This window comes from Streptomyces sp. NPDC054840 (assembly GCF_053611065.1).
This window is the reverse complement of record NZ_JBSGZP010000043.1, coordinates 1-19,725: the sequence shown is the minus strand read 5'-3', so window position 1 is coordinate 19,725 and position 19,725 is coordinate 1. Positions and strand designations below refer to the sequence as shown.

Below are 19,725 nucleotides of genomic sequence, written 5' to 3'. Positions count from 1 at the left end.
GCGTCCGAACCGTCGCCGCCGATCTCGGCGGCCAGCGCCGCCGGATCACCGTAGGCGACGTGCGAGACCAGCGGCAGCAGCGGCCGGAACGGCTCCTGGTACAGCGGCTTCCCGGTGACCGACAGCGCGCCGAGCGTCTTGCCGTGGTAGCCGCCCCGTGTCGCGATCACCCGGCGGTGACCCAGACTCCGCGCCAGTTTCAGCGCCGTCTCCACCGCCTCGGCACCCGAACCGGTGAAATGCACACGCTCCAGCCCGGCCGGGCTGACCCCGGCCAGCGCGGCCGCCGCCCGCGCCGCCGACGGCTCCAGCAGCAGCCGCGTCGACAGCGGCAGCGTACGGATCTGCCGCTCGACGGCCGCCACCACCCGCGGATGACAGGCACCGGTCAGGAACACCCCGTACCCGCCCGCGTTCAGGAACTCCCGCCCGTCCCCGGTCCGCACCCGGCAGCCCGCCGAGGACACCTCCACGTGCCCGCCGAACATCTCGCCCAGCTTGCCGCGCCCCCGGCTCAGATGCGCCTTGTACAGGGCGGCGACCTCCCGCCCCGCCGCCGCCTGCGTACCCTCCGCCGACACCGGCGCACCCTCCGCCGCCTGCGCACCTTCCGCCGCCTGCGCACCTTCCGCCGGTACCGCCGGCGTGGGCGCGGGTGTACCTTGCGCGGCGGGTGTGGGGGCGTGTGTGGTTGTGGCCATCACCGCACCCGCAGCGGAGCGCCGCCGGCGTGGTCCACCAGGGCCTGCGCCGAGGCCGTCCGTGACGGCGGATGGAAGGCCAGCGCCCGGCTCACCGCCAGCAGGGTCCCCACCTCGGGCGAAGCGGCGAACGCCAGCCCGCCCAGGACCTCCGCCGCCCGGTCGCCGACGTCCACCAGCAGGTCCTGCACGGCGTACCGGGCGGTCAGGGACGCGGCCAGCTCGTCGTTGCCCACCGGCCCCGCGTCGATGTGCCGTGCCACGTTCTCGGCCAGCCCGGCCGCCGCCTCGATACCGGTGACCAGGGCCGCCCGGTCACCTGCCGCGCCCCGCCCGCAGGCCACCGCCGCCTCGGCGAGCCGGGCCACCGCACCGGTGTAGGCCGAGGTCACCAGCAGTTCGAACCAGACGAACCCGACGGTCTGGAGCGTGTCCAGACCGGAGCCCAGCTCGACCTGGGGCCGCAGCATCAGTTCCTGCGGCACGTGGACGTCCTCCAGGCGGACCTCGTCGCTCTCCGCGCCGGCCAGGAACGGGGAACCCCAGAACGGCCGGCGGGTGAGCCCGGGGGACCCGGCCGGCACCAGCGCCACCCCCAGCTCGCTGCCGCCCCCCGCGTCGGCCGCCGGCAGAGCCACCCCGGCGGTCAGCAGGTCCATCGAGTGGGTCAGACTGCACGGCTTCTTCACCCCGTTGACCAGATAGCCGCCCCCCTCGGCGGGCACCGCCGTCACCGACGAGTCGAGGATCCCGGCGCCGGTGCGGCCCTCCGCGAACCCCGACGCCACCAGCAGCCGGTCCCGGGCGATCGCCTCGATCAGCATCCACTCCAGCCCGCCCGCGTCCTGCGAGGCGACCAGGGCGACCAGGCCGGCCACCGAGAAGTTGTGCATCGCCGCGGCCACCCCCAGCGACGGCGACAGCGCCCCCAGCGCCCGCCCGACCCGTACGGCGTCCAGGGCGCCCGCGCCCCCGCCCCCGTACGCGGCCGGGATCAGCAACCCCGGACCGCCGCAGGCACGGAACGCCGCCACACCGGGCCCGCCCGGCGTCTCCAGGACGGCCAGGGCCTGCCCGTCGAGCTCCCCGGCCAGCCCGGGAAGGTACTTCTCGCACGCCTCGCGTGCGCTGTCCATCGCGCGCATCAGGCCGAAGCCCCCTTCGTGAGATCGGTGAACACGGCGTCGGCGGGGCGCACACCCCGCGCCACACTGACGCCCTGCAGGTGGGAGGTGCGCAGCAGCGGATAGTTGGCCTCGCCGCCCGGGCCGCCGGTCAGGCCGGTGCCGCCGTGCGTGGGAAGGACCGGCAGGAACCCGATGTGCGAGTCGTTGACCTTCAGGAGCCCGCCGCCCCGCACCCCGGCCAGGAACCGGTCGATGACCTGCCGGTCACCCGTCCACAGCGAGTTCCGCAGCCCGTACTCGTTGGTGTCGACGAACTCCACCACCGATGCCAGCAGATCGTCCCCGCCCTCCTCCCGCGAGGGCACCACGACCGGCAGCAGCGGGAAGAACGTCTCGTGGCGGACCGCCTCCAGATCGCGGGCACCCTTGAGACCGTCGACCCGCACCACGGTGGGTTCCAGGAACAGCCCGCCCACCTCGTCCGGCCGGCCCTCCACATCGAGCCTGCGCCCGCCGCAGACCAGTTCCGCCCCGCCCTCCAGCGCCTGCTCCAGCACGGACCTGAACAGGTCCGTGCGCAGCACGGGCGACAGCAGAGCCTGCGCCTCCTCCGGATGGCCCGGCCTGATCCGGGCGGCCCGCTCCACCACCTTCGCGATCAGCTCGTCCGCGACATCGGGATGCACCACCGCACAGTTGGGGACCATGCAGATCTGCCCGGAACCGTAGAACGCCTCGACGAGCGCGTCCGCGGCCAGGTCGAGGTCCGCGTCGTGCCACACCACACAGATGTCGTTGCCCGCCAGCTCCAGCACCGGCTTCTTGCCCGCCGCCACGCACCGCGCACCGAACTCGATGCCCTGCCGGCTCCCGCCGAAGTACATGACGTCGTCGACCAGCGGGCTCTCCAGCCACGCCCGCAGCGTGGAGGGAGCGTCCGAGCAGAGCACCGACAGCGCCCCGGCGGGAGCACCCACCGCCTCCAGGGCCGGCACGATCAGCTCCCGCAGGATGTGCATCACACCCAGCGGCGCACTGCGCGGGGCCCGCACCACCAGCGCGTTGCCCGCCGCGAGCGCCCACACACCCAGCAGGGCGTTGGCGACGGTCGCGTTCGCCGGCGGATTCAGGCAGACCACCCCGTCGGCGACCCGCCGCACCGTCAGCTCACGCTCCGCCGTCAGGACCCGGTGCTCCATCTGCGCGGCCAGGAACTCAACGGTCTCCGGCGCCGTGTTGGCCAGGACACCCGAGGCCTCCCAGCGGGCCAGCGACCGCGGATGCCCCTCCGCGATCATCAGGTCGACGATCTCGTCGTGCTTCTCACGCACCAGAGCGTGGAAGACCTCGATCAGCCGCATCCGGGTGGCCAGCGGCGCGGCCGACCACCGGGCGGCCGCCCGCGCGGCACCCTGCAGCGCCGCCTCCACCTCGTGCGGATCACCGACCGCACACCGGCCGATGACCTCCGCCGGCGCGTCCTCGGGCGCGATCACACCCCGCTCCAGACCCCGCTTGAGACGCAGGGCCCCCATGAAGTCGGTCAGCATCGCCGAGGCCCTGACCGTGTACACCCAGCGGGTGCCCGGCTGTTCCTGGCCGTCGGTGTACGAGCCGTAGCTCAGCATCGCGGGGCCCCTTCCTGGTCGTGGGAGTCCAGGGCCGAACCGAACGCCGCCCCCAGCCGGGCGATCCGCTCGCCCTCGTCGAACATGGAGAAGTGGTCACCGGGGACCTTGTCCACCAGCAGCCGGCCGGTGATGTGCGCACCCCACAGCGACTTGTCGCGCGGGTTCATCCGCAGTGCGTCCAGCAGCGCGTCCCCCTCGGGCTCCTCCGCCTGCAGCAAGACGATGTCCCCCGCGAACGGCCGGTCCGGGTAATAGCCCTTCAGCAGGGCGTGGTTGTGCTGCCACACCTCGAGGAAGCCCTGCTCCCGCAGCATCTGCGGGTCCACCCCCCGCACGGCGGCCGCCTCGAACAGCACCGGGAACGCGGCCGTGAACCCCTGCGCGTCCAGATATCCGCCCACGTACGTCTCGGGCACATGCGTGTCCAGCATGATCAGCTGCTCGACCTCCTCACCGGCCTGCTGCAGCTGCACCGCCATCTCGAACGCCACGTTCCCGCCGAAGGAGTACCCGCCCAGCCGGTACGGTCCCGCCGGCTGCTCCTCGCGGATCCACCCGACGTACAGCGCCGCGAGCTCCCGCAGGGTCGCCGGCCGCAGCGCCGGGTCGGAAGGGAAGGACAGGGCGCGCAGCGCCGTGCCGCCGGGGGTCCGGTCGGCCAGGCGGTGGTACAGGAAGTTCGTGCCGCCGGCGGGCGGCACCAGGTACACGGGTGTGCCCGCGCCGTCGCGGACGGCCCGCACCCCGCCGTGTCCGGCCCCGCTGCCCGAGCGGACCGCGCGGACGTGGCCGGCCATCGCGTCGGGCGTCCGCAGCCGGGCGAACTCGTCCAGGTCCAGATCGATCCCGAACAGCGTGCGCAGCGCGGTGACGAGCTCCACGGCGAGCAGGGAGTCCCCGCCCAGGTCGTAGAAGTCGTCGTCCGGGGCGATCCCGTCGATGCCCAGGCCCTCCTCCAGCACCTTCAGGACACCTTCCAGGACACCGTCCTGCACCTCACCGCCCACCACCGCCGCCGCCGCACCCGCACCCGCACCCACGAGGGAGGCGGCGGGGGAGGGGGCGTGGGGGGCGGTGGCGGGCCGGGCGTCGGGCTCGATCCAGTGGCGCTCGGGCCGCAACGGGTGGCCCGGCAGGGCGACCTTCAGGGCGGGGCCGTGCGTCCAGCCCCCGCCGGGCAGCGCGGACGGCCACAGGTCCCCGGCCGCCGCCGCGTCCAGACCGGCGCGCAGCTCCTCGTGGCTGCCGGCCTCGAACACGTGGCGTACCGGGAACAGGGCCCGGCCCGTGAACAGGGTGTAGGCGATGTCCCGGACGGCCGGCGGTGCGGCCCCGTCCACCAGGGCGCGCAGCGCCCGGGCCGTCCCGGCGAGCGCTGCGGCGTCACGGGCCGACAGGACGACGGGGTAGCGCACCCCCGGCGCCGTCCCGGCCGGGGCGGCCGGCACGGCCGGGGCGGGCGGGGCTTCCAGGACGGCGTGCGCGTTGGTGCCGCCGAGACCGAAGGAGCTGACCGCCGCCGCGCGCAGAGGGGTGGCGCGCGGATACGGCACGGACTCGGCCGGGACGTCGAACGGCTGCCGGTCCAGGCGCAGCTGCGGGTTGGGCGCACTGTAGTTGATCTGCCGGGGCACCGTCTGGTGGTACAGCGCGAGCGCCGCCTTGATCAGGCCGGTCACTCCGGCCGCCGCGTCCAGATGTCCGACGTTGGCCTTGACGCTGCCGATCAGGCAGTCGGGGGCGGGTCCGCCGGCCGCCCGGTAGGCGGCGCTGAGCGCGTGCAGTTCGAGGGGGTCGCCGACGGCGGTGCCGGTGCCGTGGGCCTCGATGTAGCCGATGTCCGAGGCCCGGACACCGGACGCCTTCAGGGCCGCCCCGATGGCCGCCTGCTGGCCCTGCGGGCCGGGCGCGGTGAAGCCGATCTTGTCGGAGCCGTCGTTGTTGACGGCGGTGCCCCGGATGACGGCGTAGATCCGGTCGCCGTCCTCGAGGGCGTCGGCGAGCCGCTTGAGGACCACCACACCGCAGCCGTTGCCCTTGACCGTGCCCGCCGCCCCGGCGTCGAAGACGCGGCAGTGGCCGTCGCGGGAGAGGATCCCGCCCTCCTGGTACTCATACCCGGAGGTCTGCGGGAAGGTGATGCTCACGCCGCCCGCGAGCGCGGCCCGCACCTCACCGCCGGCCAGCGCCCGGCACGCCAGGTGCACCGCGGTCAGCGAACTCGAACAGGCGCTCTGCACGCTCATGCTGGGCCCGCGCAGATCGAGCTTGTAGGAGACGCGGGTGGCCAGGAAGTCCTTGTCGTTGCCCAGCAGCACCGGGTAGGACAGGGCCGCGTCCGCGTACTCGGCCGAGCGCAGCACGTTCGCCAGGAGGTAGGTGCTCAGGCTGGTGCTCGCGAAGACGCCCACGGGGCCGCCCGCGGCGTGCGGGGCCAGCCCCGCGTCCTCCAGCGCCTGCCAGGCGCAGGTCAGGAACACCCGGTGCTGCGGGTCCATCAGCCGGGCGTCGCGCTGGGTGACACCGAAGAAACCGGCGTCGAAGAGGTCCGCGCCGGCGAGGTCGGCGCCCCGCGGGACCCGGGTGGGGGAGGCGATCTGCTGCGGGCGGACGCCCGCCGCGGCCAGCTCCGCGTCGGAGAACCGGCGGACGGACTCCACGCCGTCCACCAGCCCCTGCCAGAACTCGCGCGTGGTGGCCGCTCCCGGGAACCGGCCCGCCATCCCGACGACGGCCACCGCCGCGCCGGCCGATCCGCGCACGGACCCTGTGCTCTCATTCATCCGATGCCCCCCGTACGGCGTCGATGTGCGCCGCGAGGCGGCGCACCGTGGTGTGGGTGTAGAGCTCGATCATTTCCAGGCCGGGCACGGCCAGTTGCTCCTGCAGCAGCCGGTGCACCTCGACGACGTGCATCGAGGACCCGCCGATGTCGAAGAAGTTGTCCTCGGGGCCGAACCCGACCCCGGGCAGCACCCGGGTCCACACGGCCCGCACCGCGTCCTCGGTGGTCGACCCGCCGGCCCCGCCGGCCCCGCCGGCCCCGCCGGCCTCGCCGGCCGCCGGTTCCGCGCCCGTCCCGGCCGCCTGCGGCCAGGGCAGCGCCGCCCCGTCGACCTTCCCGTTGATGGTCAGCGGGAGGGCGGCGGTCGCAACGATGTGGGCGGGCACCATGTAGGCGGGCAGCCGCTCGCGCAGCATCCGGCGGATCCGGCCGGTCGCCGGCAGGCCCGCGCCGGCCGCGAACGCGACCAGCTGCGGACGGTCCGGGTCACGCTCGTCGAGGCGGACGGTGCACTCGTGGACGCCGGGGACCGACAGCAGTGCCGTCTCGATCTCCCCGAGCTCGATGCGGAAGCCGCGCAGCTGCACCTGGGTGTCGATCCGCCCGAGGTGGACCAGCGTCCCGTCGGGCCGCACCACACCGAGGTCGCCGCTGCGGTAGAAACGCTGCCCGCCCAGCACCGGGAACCGCTCGGCGGTCAGGTCCGCCATGCCCAGGTAGCCGAGCGAGACGCCCGCCCCGCCGACGAGCATCTCGCCGGGCACCCCGGGCGGGCACACGTTGCCGTCCGCGTCGACGACCGTGACCGTCAGGTCCGCCAGCGGCCGCCCGATCGCCGACAGGGTCTCGGTGCGGGCGCCGGCGGCGGTGATCGGATGGAAGGTGACGTGCACCGTCGTCTCCGTGATGCCGTACATGTTCACCAGCCGGGCCCGCTCGCCCATCACCTCGTACCAGGCACCCAGCGAGGCGTAGCGCAGGGACTCCCCGCCGAACACCACCCGGCGCACCGCCAGGCGCTCCCCGTCGCCCGGGACCAGGACCTTCGTCAGCTGCCCGAACGCCGACGGGGTCTGGTTCAGCACCGTGACCCCTTCCCGGATCAGGAACTCCCGGAACTGGTCGGGGGACTTGGCGCAGTCCTCCGGGACGACCGCCAGCCGGCCCCCGTACAGCAGCGCCCCGAAGATCTCCCACACGGAGAAGTCGAAGGCGTAGGAGTGGAACAGGCTCCAGGTGTCCTGGGGGCCGAACCCGAACAGGTCCTCGCAGGAGCGCATCAGGCGCATCACGTTGCGGTGGGTCACCTGCACGCCCTTGGGGCGGCCGGTGGAGCCGGAGGTGAAGATGACGTACGCGCAGGCGTCGGGATCGTCGGGATCGTCGGGCCCGGCCGGCCCGGCCGGCTCCCGCGGCGTACCGGCCGCATCCGGTGCCAGGAGATCGGCGGCGTCCAGGAGGGTCTGGGCGGGCGAGGGCCGGTGCGCGGCGTCCGCCACCGTGGGCAGCCCCTCCGGGAAGCTCTCCAGGATCGAGGTGATGCGCGAGAGCGGAGAGTTGGGATCGAGCGGCACGTACACCTTGCGCGCCTTGAGCGTGCCGAGGATGACGGTGATCAGGTCGATCCCGCGGCGCATGGCGATGCCGATGTGGGTGGCGGGTGTGGCGGCCGTCAGGCGCCGCGCGACTTGCTGCGCCCGGGCGTCCAGTTCGCCGTACGTCACCTGCCGGGCGCCGTCGCTGACCGCGACGCGGTCCGGGTGGGCCCGTGCGGTGCGCTCGAACCAGGCGGCCAGCGACGGCGGCACCTCGAAGGGGGCCCGGCCGGTGTCCGGGTTGACCAGGGCGCGCAGCTCACGCTCGGCGCCGGCCGACAGGGCCGGAATGTCCTCGATCCGCCGCTTGGGGTCCTGCGCCACCAGGGCCAGGACGTTGCGCATCACGCCCATCGGGTCGGTGCGCCACTGCTCGTCGCTGCATTCGGCGTTCAGGACGAAGCCGGTGCCGCAGTCCTCGACGTTCATCGACAGCGGGTACTTGACCAGGCGGCGCGGCAGCGGCACCGACTCGACGGTGCAGCCGGCCAGCCTGAAGCGCAGCGGCTCCTTGTAGTACGTGAAGGTGTTGTCGGGCGCGAGGAGGCCGCCGGCCAGGCCGGGGGCGATGCGCCGGGCGTGGGCGCCCAGGTCGAACCCCTGGTGGCGCAGCATGCCGACGCTGGCCGACTGCACGGCCCGGCACAGCTCCTGGAAGGTGCCGTGTTCGGTGAGGTCCACCACCAGCGGGAGGGTGTTGACGAAGTAGCCGAACGCCTGGCGCTGGCGCAGTCCGCGCCGGTTGGCCAGCGGGACGCCGGTGACCAGCTCGCGCCCGCCGGTGACCCGGGCGTAGGTGACGAGGTAGGCGGCGAGGAAGAACGCGAAGGGGGTGCAGCCCAGCTCCCGGGTGCGGGAGCGGATCAGTTCGCCCAGTTCCGCGTCGAGCTCCAGGCTGCGTTCCTCGCCCAGGAGCGCTCCCGAGGAGGTGCGCCGGCCCTGGAGGCGGTCGTCGCCCAGGGTGGTGAGGCGGCCGAGCCGGGCGGCGAAGTACTCCAGGGTGTCGGGGCCGGGCTCGGCGGCCCCGACCAGGGCCGCCGGGTCGTCCTGGGCCGCGGGGGAGAGCTCCGCGGCGGGGTCGGCGTACAGGCGCTCCAGTTCGGCGACGAAGTTGAAGAAGCTGTAGCCGTCGTTGACCAGGTGGGAGAAGAGGAGGGTGACGTAGACCCCTTCGCCGTCCCGGTGGACGCGGAAGTCGTACTGGCGGGCGTCCGGCGGGATCGGGGTGTCGCTCCTGCGGGCGAGGTCCTGGGCGAGGAGGTCGCGGGCGCTGCCCGCCGAGACCGTGAAGGGGACGAGGCTCTCGAGGTCGTCCGCGGGCTCGTGGTGGACCGCGTGAACGGCCCCCTCACGGGCCTCGAAGCGGGTGTTGAGGGCGCGGATGCCGCGGGCGAGGCGGCCCAGTGCCAGGCGCAGACGCGGGACGTCCACCTCGCCGGTGACCCGGTAGAGGCCGCTCAGGTTGTAGGAGGCGTCCGCCGGGAAGAGCTGCTGGTGGGTGAAGAGCTTGAGCTGTGGTGCCGTGGCCGGTGATATCGCCGGACCCGTCATTGTGATTCCCCCATGGAAGTCTTGCTGCTCGGGTCAGTGGCCTGGTGCGCTGAGGTCCCAGGCGAACCGCCGTGACAGGGAGCGCGGCAGGTGGCGCAGCCCCCAGGCGGCGGTCTTGTAGCGCAGGCTCGGGATGCTGAGGACCTTGCCCCGGCCCAGATCGCGCAGGGCCGCGCGCACGACGTCGTCGGAGTCCAGCCACAGCCAGGGCGGCGGGAAGGTGGTCGGGATGCCGGCCCGCTGGTGGAACTCGGTGCGGGTGTAGCCGGGCAGGAGCGCCATCATCCGCACGCCGGATCCGCGCACCTGGTGCGAGACGGCCAGCGATTCGGTGAACCCGATGATCCACGCCTTGCTGGCGGGATACGTCGAGCTCAGCCAGGCGGGGCCCAGGCCCGCGACGCTGGCGACGTTCACGACGGCCCCCGACCGCCGCCGGGTCATCTCCTTCAGCGCGGCGTCGGTGAGCCGCAGGACGGCCCGCACGTTGAGGTCCAGGAGCCGCTCCTCGGCGTGGATGCCGGTCTCCAGGAAGGCGTTCTCGTAGCCGATGCCGGCGTTGTTGACGAGCAGGTCCACGGCCGGGGCGGCCGCCAGCCGCGCGGTGACCTGCGCACAGCCCTCGTCGGTGGTGAGGTCGGCGGCCAGCACCTCGGTCCGCACGCCGTGCCCGGCGTGCAGGAGGCCGGCGTGCTCCTTCAGGTCGCGTTCCGAACGCGCCACGAGAACCAGGTCGTGGCCCTGCTCCGCCAGGGCCCGGGTGAAGGCCTTGCCGAGGCCGGCGGTCGCTCCTGTGACAAGTGCAGTGGGCATCTCTCAGCTCCGGTCGAAAGGACGGGCGGGGGGCGGTTCAGACGCCCGCGGGAACGCGCAGGATCCGGTCGCGGACCGCACGGAACCCCTCCACCGCCCGCTGCAGCTGCTCCTCGCTCTGCACGGCGGTGTAGCTGGTGCGCAGCCGGGGGGACGCCGCCGGCGGCAGCACGGCGTTGACGTACACGCCCTGCTCGATGAGGAGATTCCAGGCCAGCAGCGTGCTGATGTCGTCGCCCGTGGCGACGGGCACGATCGGGGTCCGGCTGTCGCCGACCTCGTAGCCCAGCGCCGTCAGTTCACGCCGCATGAAATCGGCGTTGTCGGCGACCGTGCTGCACCGCCAGGGCTCGTTCTGCAGAATGCGCAGGGATTCCAGGGCGGCGGCCGTGTTGGACGGACTGGCGCTCGCGGAGAACATCAGACTGCGCGCGTTGTGGCGCAGGAAGTCGATCACTTCCTCGTCGCCGAGAACCGCACCGCCGATCGAACCGAACGCCTTGGAGAAGGTCAGGGTGATCAGCGGGACACGGTCGGTGAGAGCGAAGTGCGAGGCGGTGCCGCGGCCCTTGTCCAGGACACCGCCGCCGTGCGCGTCGTCCACCAGGAGCGTGGCCCCGTACTTCTCGCAGACGTCCACCAGTTCGGGCAGGGGGCACAGATCGCCCTCCATGCTGTAGACGCCGTCGACGACGACCATGCAGTCGGCGCCGCCCGCGACACGGGCCAGCTTGGCCTCCAGGTCCGCCGCGTCGTTGTGCGCGAACCACTGGATCTTGGCCCGGCTCAGGCGCGCCGCGTCGATCAGCGAGGCGTGGGCCTCCTTGTCCAGGAAGACGATGTCGCCAGGCCCGCACAGCCCGGCGATCGCACCGAGGTTGGCCTGGTAACCGGTGGTCAGGACCAGGGCGGCCGGCTTGCCGAAGAACTGGGCGAGCTCGCGCTCCAGCTGGTCGTGCAGTTCCAGGTTGCCGTTGAGGAACCGCGAGCCGGTGCAGCCGGCGCCGTGGCGGTGCGCCGCCCGGGCGGCGGCCTCGATGACCCGCGGGTCGGTGGACAGCCCCAGGTAGTCGTTGGAACCGCACATGACCACCTCGCGGCCGTCCGCCATACGGGCGCAGCCGGCGTCGCGGCCGTCGAAGTTGAGGAAATAGGGATAGAGGCCGGCGGCCTTCGCCTCACGGGCCCGGGTGTACGAGGTGCACTTTTCGATGACGCTCACAATTCATCCTTCTGATGCCTTGGAAAGTGACATGGAGGTGCTGACGCGCGGTATGCGGAGCTCGACTTCCCGAATCACCAGACCAAGAATTCTGGACATGGTGGTCAACTCCCATTCATTCGGCATGCAAAGGGTGCCGGGGGAGGAGTCGGTGTGCGTGTGCTGCGCCTCCGCGAAGGTTTCGCGGGGCCGGGACATCAGTGTTCCCAGGAATGCCAGATGAGGCGAAGAGTGGATGCTACGTCGCAGATCGCGCCGGCGATCACGGATACGGCCTTGCTCATGTTTCCCCCATGGAAATACCCGCCCGGGTCGCAGTCCGCCGATGCGTGCGCGCCGGCGGAGGAAGGCTGGGTGTGATGTGTGCCGCGACCTCTTGCCGCAGCTCGCGAGGGTTCCCCTCCCCTCGGTCGGAACGAGCCGACTCGTTCTACCGTAGGGGTGCGGCGCGATCTCGTCAAGCAGCCGAGTTTGCGGCGGGATTGAACCGCCGAGGTGTTGGCCAGAACCCCGCCACTGGCCGAAAACCTGTTGCCCTGACGATTGCCGAGCGCCTACCTTCACCTCCGTGCCGCATACTCCCGGATGTTCCGAACGGAAACAGAGGGAGCATGATGCAGCGTCAGATGCAGGTCGAGGAAAGCCTCTTCGTCAAAGCCGCCCGGACGGATTTGTATGATGCCGTCGCCGATGTGCGCGCGATGGCCCGGTACAGTCCCGAATGCAGGGCGATCCTCGGGCCGCGCGGCCCCCTGGCCGCCGGCCGGAGCTTTGTCGGACTCAACCGCAAAGGGCCGTTCGTCTGGTTCACTTGGTGCCGCGTCGTGCACGCCGAGGCACCGGAGCGCTTCACCTTCGAGGTGAGCACCTTCGGCCTCCCCGTCGCCCGCTGGAGCTACCGCTTCACCCCCGGGGACGGCGGCACCCAGGTCACCGAGTCCTGGCAGGACCTGCGCACCGGCCGCGGGGCCCGCCTCACCGAGCTCCTCGGCCTCCTCTTCACCGGAACACCCGCACACAGCCGGGCCGAACTCAACCGCGCCGGCATGCGCACCACCCTCCGACGGCTCAGGCGCGCCGCGGAGCGATGACCCTCCCGAGAAAGGCGACAGCCATGACGACGGCACCTGCCCAGGTTTCCTTCGCCCCCCTGCAGGCGGCGGTGCGCGAGGCGGGCCTGCTCCGCCCGCGCACCGGCTACTACGCCGTCAAGTTCGCCGCCAACACCGCCCTGCTGGCGGCGGCCTGGGGGCTGTTCGCACGGCTCGGCGACTCCTGGTGGCAGGTGGCCACCGCCGTGCTCCTGGCCTTCGCCTACGGCCAGACCGGACTCCTGGGCCACGACGTGGGACACGCCCAGGTCACCCGCAGCCGCGCGGCGATGACGGCCCTCGGCCTCGTCCACGGCAATCTCCTGCTGGGCTTCAGCTACGGCTGGTGGATGAGCCACCACACCCGCCACCACAACCACCCCAACCACCTGGACCACGACCCCGACATCCTGCGCCGCGTCGTCGCCTTCTCACCGCGCCAGGCCGAAGGCGTCTCCCGGCTGCGGGCCTTCGTGATCCGCCACCAGGCGCCGCTCTTCTTCCCGCTGCTCAACCTGGAGGCCGTCGGCCTGCGCGTCGGATCGGTGATCGCCATCCGCCGGGGGATCGTCCGCCACCCCCGCACCGAGTCACTCCTGCTCGCACTGCACGCCGTCCTCTACACGGCGGTGGTCCTCGGCGTCCTCGGCCCGCTCCTCGCCCTCGTGTTCGTCGCGGTCCACCAGGGACTGTTCGGCGTGTACCTGGGCTGCGTCTTCGCCCCCAACCACAAGGGGATGCCGGTGCGCGAGGGTGTCACCGAACCCGACTGGCTGAGCCGCCAGGTGCTCACCTCCCGCAACATCCGCAGCTCACGGCTGCACGACTTCCTCTTCGGCGGCCTCAACTACCAGATCGAGCACCACCTCTTCCCCACCGTGCCGCGCCCCAACCTGCGCAGGTGCCGGCCCCTGACGATGGCCCACTGCGCCGCACAGGGCCTGCCCTACCACGAGGTCTCGGCGACCCGCTCGTACATCGAGGTCCTGGCACACCTGCGCCACGTCAGCGAGCAGGTGGGCCCGAGCGCTCCGCGCAGCGGGTGACCCCGTCCATCAGGATGCCGACGAGGTCGCGGGTGTAGGTGTCGGCGACCTCGCCCCGGCGCACCAGGACACGCATCCACAGGGCGCCCGCCATGGCGTCCACCAGCGGCGCCGGATCGGCGTCGGCGGGCAGGTCGCCCCGGGCCACCGCACGCTCGAAGACGGGCCGGTGCCGCCCGAAACGGTCGTCGAGGAAGGAGACCACCAGGTCCCGCATCGCCTGGTGGCGCACCGCCCCGACCAGGGCCGCCTCCACGATCGTGCGCCGGTGCTCGTCGTCCAGCAGGCTCTGCACCTGCTCGGCGAGCGCGGTCAGGTCCCCGCGCAGGCTGCCGGTGTCGGCGATCTCGAACCGCAGGATGTGCGAGTGCAGCAGCGCGTCGCGCAGCAGTTCCGACTTCGAGGACCACCAGCGGTAGATCGTCGTCTTGTTGACCCCCGAACGCTGGGCCACCCCCTCGATGGTCAGGGAGTCGAAGCCCACGCTGCCCAGCATGTCCAGGGTGGCCGCGAAGATCTCCGCCCTGCGCCGCGGCCCGCCGGCCTCTCCCTCGTGCATCCGCGTCACCGCATACCGCCCTTCGTCCGAGTGGACACCCAGCCTACTGCAACGCAACGTGGTGTTGCATTTCGCTCGCCCCCGGCGCTAGTCTGCAACGCAACGTTGCGTTGAATTCCGGCTTCCGTCCGTGGCCGCCGGCACCGCACCTGCCAGGGGGAGACATGTGTGCTGACCACGCCCCGGACCCGGCGACGGGACTGACACCCGCCGCCGGCCGGCCGGGCATCTGGACCGCCGGACCCGCCGACGGCCCACCCCTGGTCCTCGTCCACGGCATCAGGGTCTCCGCCCGGATGTGGGAACCCCACACCCGCCGGCTGACCCCCCGCTTCCGGATCACCGCCCCCGACCTGCCCGGCCACGGAACCCGCCGCGAGAGCCCCTTCAGCCTGGAGGAAGCGGTCGCACAGGTCGGCGCGGCCGTGCAGGAGGCCACCCACGCCACCGGCCGCCCGCCCCTGGTCGCCGGAGCATCCCTCGGCGGATACGTCGCCCTCGCCTACGCCGCCGCCCACCCCGACACCGCCGCCGCCGTCCTCGTACAGGGCGCCACCGCCCGCCCCGACCGCTCCACCGGACGCCTCTACCGCGCCGCCGCCCGCACCGTCACCGCACTCGGCCCCGCCCGCGCCGCCCGCCTGGGCGACCGCGCACTCAGGCGCCGCCTCCCGCCCGAGAGCTACGCGGCCGTCATGGGCGGCGGCCTGACCCTGCACGCCTTCCCCGAGGTCGTCCAGGACCTCACCCGCCGTGACTTCCTCACCATCGCCGGCCGCTGCCGGCTGCCCGTGCTCTTCGTCAACGGCCGCCGCGACCACCTCTTCCGCGCCCAGGAGAAGGAATTCGTCACCGCCGTCCGCTCCGCCGGCGGATACGCCCGCCTCTTCCACGTCCACGGACCCCACGACATGTCCCTCAGCGACCCGGACGCCTTCACCCGGATCCTGGAACGCGGCCACGAACTGCTGCGCACCGCACGCCCCCAGGCCTTCACCGCACGGCCCGGCCACACCCCGTGACCACCCGCCACGGGCACCACCACCCCACCGTCCGCCCCACCGCCGCAGCGTGAAGGAGAACCCGATGCCCACCGCCCGCACCGACCCCCGAGCAGCCGGGTTCACCTCCCGCGACCCGGTCGACGGCCAGGTCCTCGCCTCCTTCCCCACCGACGACGAAACCGCCGTCCGCCACAAGATCGATCGCGCCCGCGACGCCGCCCGCTGGTGGGACACCCTCGGCCACCACGGCCGCCGCACCCGGCTGCTGGCCTGGAAACGCGTCATGACCCGCCGCCGCGCCGAAATCATCGGACTCCTCGGCCGCGAGAACGGCAAGGTCCGCGCGGACGCCGTCATAGAACTCTCCGTCACCCTCGCCCACATCGACTGGGCCGCCCGCAACGCCCACCGCGTCCTGCGCCGCAGGGCGATGCCCTCCGGGCTCCTCATGTTCAACCAGGCCAGCACCCTGGAGTACAAGCCGTACGGCGTGATCGGCGTCATCGGCCCCTGGAACTACCCGGTATTCACCCCGGTCGGCTCCCTCGCCTACGCCCTCGCCGCCGGCAACGCCGTCGTCTTCAAACCCAGCGAATACACACCCGCCTGCGGGAAATGGCTCACGGACACCTTCGCCGAAGCGGTCCCCGAACACCCCGTCCTCCAGCTCACCACCGGAGCCGGCCCCACCGGCGCCGCCCTGTGCACCTCAGGCGTCGACAAGATCGCCTTCACCGGCTCCCGGGCCACCGGAGCACGCGTCCTGGCGGCCTGCGCCCCCTCCGTCACCCCCGTACTCCTGGAACTCGGCGGCAAGGACGCCCTCGTCGTCGCCGAGGACGCCGACGTCGAAGCCGCCGTCGAAGCCGCCCTGTGGGGCGGCTGCGCCAACGCCGGCCAGTCCTGCACGGGCATCGAACGGGTCTACGTCGCCGACGCCGTCCACGAACGGTTCCTGGCCCGGCTCACGCACCGGGCCGGACAGATCCGCGCCCGCGAGGACTTCGGCCCGATCACGATGCCCGGCCAGCTCGACATCATCCGCCGCCACGTCCAGGACGCACTCGACCGCGGCGGCCGCGCCCTCGTCGGCGGCCCCGACTCCATCCGGCCGCCCTACGTCCTCGGCCCCATCGTCCTGGCCGACGTCCCCGAGGACTCCGCCGCCCTCCGCGAGGAGACCTTCGGCCCCGTCCTGGTCGTCAACCGCGTCCGCGACGCCGCCGAAGGCGTACGCCGGGCCAACGACTCACCGTACGGACTCGGCGCGGCCCTCTTCGCCCGCCGCGGCACCACCGCCCTCGCCCGCTCCGTCCGCTCCGGAATGGTCAGCGTCAACGACGTGATGGCCTTCCCCGGCGTCCCCTCCCTGCCCTTCGGCGGGGTCGGCGCCTCCGGCTTCGGCCGGATCCACGGAGCCGACGGACTCAGGGAGTTCACCGTCCCGCACGCGGTGACCCGCCGCCGCTTCACCGCCCCCCTGGCCGTCTCCACCTACGCCCGCGGCGCCCGGGACATCGCCGGGCTGGAACGCGTCATCCGCCTCCTCGGCTCACGCTGACCACCACACCCGGCCACCCGACGAACACCACGCGAGAACGGGGGAGAACCATGCCCGCCACCACCACCGCACGACTGACCCTCGGGGTACGGCTGAACGGACGGGAGGAACGGCCCACCGGCCCGCCCCACCCGCCCGCACCGCCGGACCCCCACGCCTACCCCTTCCACGAGTTCCTCGCCACGGAACTGGAACGCGGACGCCTGGACGCCCTGCTCGTACCCGAACTGCTCCACCGGGCCGGCCCGGCCGCCGGCCGCCCCGGCGCCCCCGCCCCCCTCGAAGCCGCCACCCTCCTCGCCGCCCTCGCCGGCGCCACCGACCGGCTGGGCATCGCCGTCACCACCACGGCCACCGCCGCCCACGCCGACGCCCTCGCCCGCCGGCTCGCCACACTGGACGTCCTCTCCGCCGGCCGGACGGGCTGGCAGCCCCACACCCCCGCCCACCGGGGCCGGGAGGAACCCGAGGAGGACGCGCTGCACTGCAAGCACACCGGCGAACTCATCGACACCCTCCACACCCTCTGGGACGCCGCGGACCGGGGCCTGCCCGCGCCGCCGCCCCTCCCGCAGGGCCGGCCCGTCCTCTTCCACACGGCCGCCACCCCCGCGCAACGCTCCCTCGCGGCCCGCCACGCCGACGTCGTCCTGACCGGCCGCCACCCCCTCCCCGAGGCCCGGGCCCGCTACACCGACCTCAAGACCGAGGCCGCATCCCACGGCCGCCTCCCCGACGACCTGCTGATCTGGAGCGAACTCACCCCCCTCGTCACCGCCCGCCCCGGCGGCCGGGGCCCGGCCCGGTACGACGGCGACGTCCTCACCGGCACCCCCGCACAGCTCGCCGACCACATGGAGGAACGGTTCGAACGACGCGCCTGCGACGGCTTCGTCCTGTCCTTCCCCGCCCTGCCCGCACCGCTCGTCGACTTCGTGGACCAGGTCGTCCCCGAACTCTGGCGGCGCGGCCTGTTCCCCAACGACTACGCCTCCCGGACCCTGCGCGGCAACCTCGGCCTGCCCTCCCGCACCCCGCCCACCGGAGCCCTCCATGCCTGACCCGAAGAGACCGCCCGGCCCCCTGCTGTTCGCCGCGCTGCCCGCCGTACCCGACCCCCACGCCCCCGAGCCGTGGCCGGGCCTGTTCACCCGGGCCGCCCTGGACGCCGAACTCGCCGGCATCGACGCCCTCGTCGTCGAACACGGAACCGGCCACCAGGACCCCGCCCTGGACCCCGTCGTCGTCCTCGCCCACCTCGCCCCGCGCACCTACCGCCTCGGCCTCGTCGCGCAGATGCCCGCCACCTTGGACGAACCGGACCGCGCCGCCCGCGAACTGGCCTCCCTCGACGCCATCAGCGGCGGCAGGGCCGGCCGGCTCGTCCGCGGACCCGCCGGCCCCCACGCACCCGACCCGGCCCGCACCGCCCCCACGGACACCGGCACCGCCCTGACCTGGACCGCCGGCGGAACCGGCCCCGCCCTGGACGTACTCGACGTACTCCTCGCCGAGAGCACACCCGACGAGAGCGCCGACGCCCAGGCCGACCGGATCGCGGCCGCACTCGCCGCCACCCGCTGCGACGGCCTCCTCCTGCGCTTTACCGGCCCCGCGGCACTGCGCCGCTTCGCCCGCGAGACCCTCCCGCTGCTCAGGGACCGCGGCCTGCTGCCCGCCCCGCACCACACGCCCCAGGGCGCACACCCGAGCTCGGTGTGAACACCCCACCCATCCCGGACACCCGAAAGGCGGCCCCCGTGCGGGCTACACATCTGTGGAAGCAGCCTCGCGGCTGGGCGGCGGTGATCATCGGCAGCCTGCTGGCCGCACTGATCACCCTGGCCTACATCGGCCCGGCGGCCGACCCGCAGGCACACCTCCGCGACCTCCCGATGGTCCTGGTCGACGCCGACGAAGGCACCCCGGCCGGCAGCACCACCGTGCGCCTCGGCAAGGAACTCGCCACCCGGATCGAACACAACGCCCGCCAGGACGGCCGGATCTCCTGGCACACGGTCGCCTCCCTCCCCGAGGCCCGGCGGCTGCTGGAACGCGGCGAGGCGGACGGCGCGCTCGTCATCCCGCAGGACCTCAGCCGCAAGGCCCTCACCCTCCTCGCACCCGGCGCTACCCCCGAACGGCCCACACTGACAGTCCTCACCAACGAAGGAGCCGGCAGCGTCGCCTCCTCCATGGCGGAGAAAGCCGCCCGCGCCACCGCCGCCGAAGCCTCCGCCGCACTGGGCCGGCAACTCGCCGAGCGGGCCGCCGCCACCCCACCCGGCCCCGACCGCCTGCTCCTGCTCCAGGACCCCGCCCGCACCGTCACCGAACCGGCCCGCACCACCACCGGGGCCACCGCCGGCGGCGCCATGACCCTCTACCTCACCATCGCCCTGCTGCTGGCGGGACTGCTGCCCGCCGTCCTCCTCACCATGACCGTCGACGCCGCACTCGGCTACTCCCCGCTGGAGATGGGCCCGCGCCGCAGCCTCCTCCCCGTCGTACGCATCTCCCGTACCTCCACCTTCGTGGCGAAGGCGGGCATCGGCGCCGTGACCGGCTTCGGGGCGGGCAGCGCCGTGATCGCCGTCGCGGTATGGGGACTGGGCGTCGAACCCGACCGCCCCCTGCAGCTCTGGCTGTTCGCCGGCCTCACCTGCGCGGCGATCACCCTGCTCACCCTGGCACTCTTCGCCGTCTTCGGAATGGCCGGCCAGGTCATCGCCCTGCTGATCGTGACCATGTTCGGCATCCCCCTCTCCGGCGGCACCATCCCGGTCCAGGCACAGCCGGGCGCCGCCCGCGCGGTGGGCGAACTGCTCCCCGCCCGCCACGTCACCGAGGGCATCCGCTCCCTGGTCTTCTTCGACGGCCTCGGCACCGGCCTGGTCCGCGCCTGGCTGGTCATCGGCGCGTACGCGGCCGGAGCGTTCCTCGTCGGCCTGCTCGTCGCCCGCCTGTACGACCGCCGCGGCTTCGACCGGGCCACCGCCCTGGAACTCGCCCGCCACCCCGAACACCAGGCCCCGCTCC

Annotated in this window: 15 protein-coding genes; 7 read left to right on the top strand and 8 right to left on the bottom strand. The window is 73.3% G+C overall.

The features are described from left to right. The 7 genes from ACWGIU_RS05715 to ACWGIU_RS05685 form a co-directional block, all read right to left on the bottom strand. Positions 1-581, bottom strand: a 581-nt coding sequence (locus ACWGIU_RS05715) for an aminotransferase class III-fold pyridoxal phosphate-dependent enzyme (protein ID WP_453702761.1), incomplete at its 3' end; no start/stop codon positions are given. A 119-nt stretch (positions 582-700) separates the two neighbouring features. Continuing rightward, on the bottom strand, positions 701-1,837 hold the full coding sequence (locus ACWGIU_RS05710) for an acyl-CoA dehydrogenase family protein (RefSeq protein WP_453702759.1): 1,137 nt from the start codon (positions 1,835-1,837) through the stop codon (positions 701-703). A gap of 8 nt (positions 1,838-1,845) precedes the next feature. Further along, positions 1,846-3,456 carry an aldehyde dehydrogenase family protein gene (locus ACWGIU_RS05705; RefSeq protein WP_453702757.1) on the bottom strand — a complete coding sequence of 537 codons (1,611 nt, stop codon included), beginning with the start codon at positions 3,454-3,456 and terminating at the stop codon, positions 1,846-1,848. After that, positions 3,450-6,242 (bottom strand): beta-ketoacyl synthase N-terminal-like domain-containing protein, encoded by a 2,793-nt coding sequence (locus ACWGIU_RS05700; RefSeq protein WP_453702755.1) that lies wholly within the window; start codon positions 6,240-6,242, stop codon positions 3,450-3,452. The genes ACWGIU_RS05705 and ACWGIU_RS05700 overlap by 7 nt, the downstream gene beginning before the upstream one ends. Beyond that, a complete protein-coding gene (locus ACWGIU_RS05695) occupies positions 6,235-9,390 on the bottom strand; it encodes a non-ribosomal peptide synthetase (protein WP_453702753.1) in 3,156 nt (1,051 codons plus the stop codon). Before ACWGIU_RS05695 ends, ACWGIU_RS05700 begins: the two co-directional genes overlap by 8 nt. A 33-nt stretch (positions 9,391-9,423) precedes the next feature. Then, complete coding sequence (locus ACWGIU_RS05690) at positions 9,424-10,203, bottom strand: SDR family NAD(P)-dependent oxidoreductase (RefSeq protein ID WP_453702751.1); 780 nt, start codon at positions 10,201-10,203, stop codon at positions 9,424-9,426. 37 nt (positions 10,204-10,240) lie between these two features. Then, positions 10,241-11,425, bottom strand: coding sequence for an aminotransferase class I/II-fold pyridoxal phosphate-dependent enzyme (locus tag ACWGIU_RS05685; protein WP_453702749.1), 1,185 nt, complete (start codon positions 11,423-11,425; stop codon positions 10,241-10,243). 611 nt (positions 11,426-12,036) lie between these two features. Between ACWGIU_RS05685 and ACWGIU_RS05680 the strand changes: the two genes are divergently transcribed. Both ACWGIU_RS05680 and ACWGIU_RS05675 read left to right on the top strand, forming a co-directional pair. Beyond that, positions 12,037-12,516 carry an SRPBCC family protein gene (locus ACWGIU_RS05680; protein ID WP_453702747.1) on the top strand — a complete coding sequence of 160 codons (480 nt, stop codon included), beginning with the start codon at positions 12,037-12,039 and terminating at the stop codon, positions 12,514-12,516. A gap of 23 nt (positions 12,517-12,539) precedes the next feature. Then, a complete protein-coding gene (locus ACWGIU_RS05675; RefSeq protein WP_453702745.1) occupies positions 12,540-13,562 on the top strand; it encodes a fatty acid desaturase family protein in 1,023 nt (340 codons plus the stop codon). On the opposite strand, the gene ACWGIU_RS05670 is transcribed toward ACWGIU_RS05675, so the two are convergent. Further along, a complete protein-coding gene (locus ACWGIU_RS05670; RefSeq protein ID WP_453702743.1) occupies positions 13,522-14,121 on the bottom strand; it encodes a TetR/AcrR family transcriptional regulator in 600 nt (199 codons plus the stop codon). The two genes, ACWGIU_RS05675 and ACWGIU_RS05670, sit on opposite strands and share 41 nt — an antisense overlap. 164 nt (positions 14,122-14,285) lie before the next feature. Here ACWGIU_RS05670 and ACWGIU_RS05665 point away from each other — a divergent pair, with 164 nt between their 5' ends. The 5 genes from ACWGIU_RS05665 to ACWGIU_RS05645 all read left to right on the top strand — a co-directional run. After that, positions 14,286-15,143, top strand: coding sequence for an alpha/beta fold hydrolase (locus tag ACWGIU_RS05665; RefSeq protein WP_453702741.1), 858 nt, complete (start codon positions 14,286-14,288; stop codon positions 15,141-15,143). 64 nt (positions 15,144-15,207) lie between these two features. Further along, positions 15,208-16,686, top strand: a complete 1,479-nt coding sequence (locus ACWGIU_RS05660; protein ID WP_453702739.1) for an aldehyde dehydrogenase family protein — start codon at positions 15,208-15,210, stop codon at positions 16,684-16,686. Between the two features lie 50 nt (positions 16,687-16,736). Beyond that, the gene (locus ACWGIU_RS05655; RefSeq protein ID WP_453702737.1) at positions 16,737-17,747 is read left to right on the top strand and encodes an LLM class flavin-dependent oxidoreductase; all 1,011 of its coding nucleotides are present in this window, start codon (positions 16,737-16,739) and stop codon (positions 17,745-17,747) included. Continuing rightward, positions 17,740-18,408 carry an LLM class flavin-dependent oxidoreductase gene (locus tag ACWGIU_RS05650; RefSeq protein ID WP_453702735.1) on the top strand — a complete coding sequence of 223 codons (669 nt, stop codon included), beginning with the start codon at positions 17,740-17,742 and terminating at the stop codon, positions 18,406-18,408. Before ACWGIU_RS05655 ends, ACWGIU_RS05650 begins: the two co-directional genes overlap by 8 nt. 38 nt (positions 18,409-18,446) lie before the next feature. Continuing rightward, on the top strand, positions 18,447-19,725 hold a 1,279-nt coding region (locus tag ACWGIU_RS05645; RefSeq protein ID WP_453702733.1), incomplete at its 3' end, for a YhgE/Pip domain-containing protein.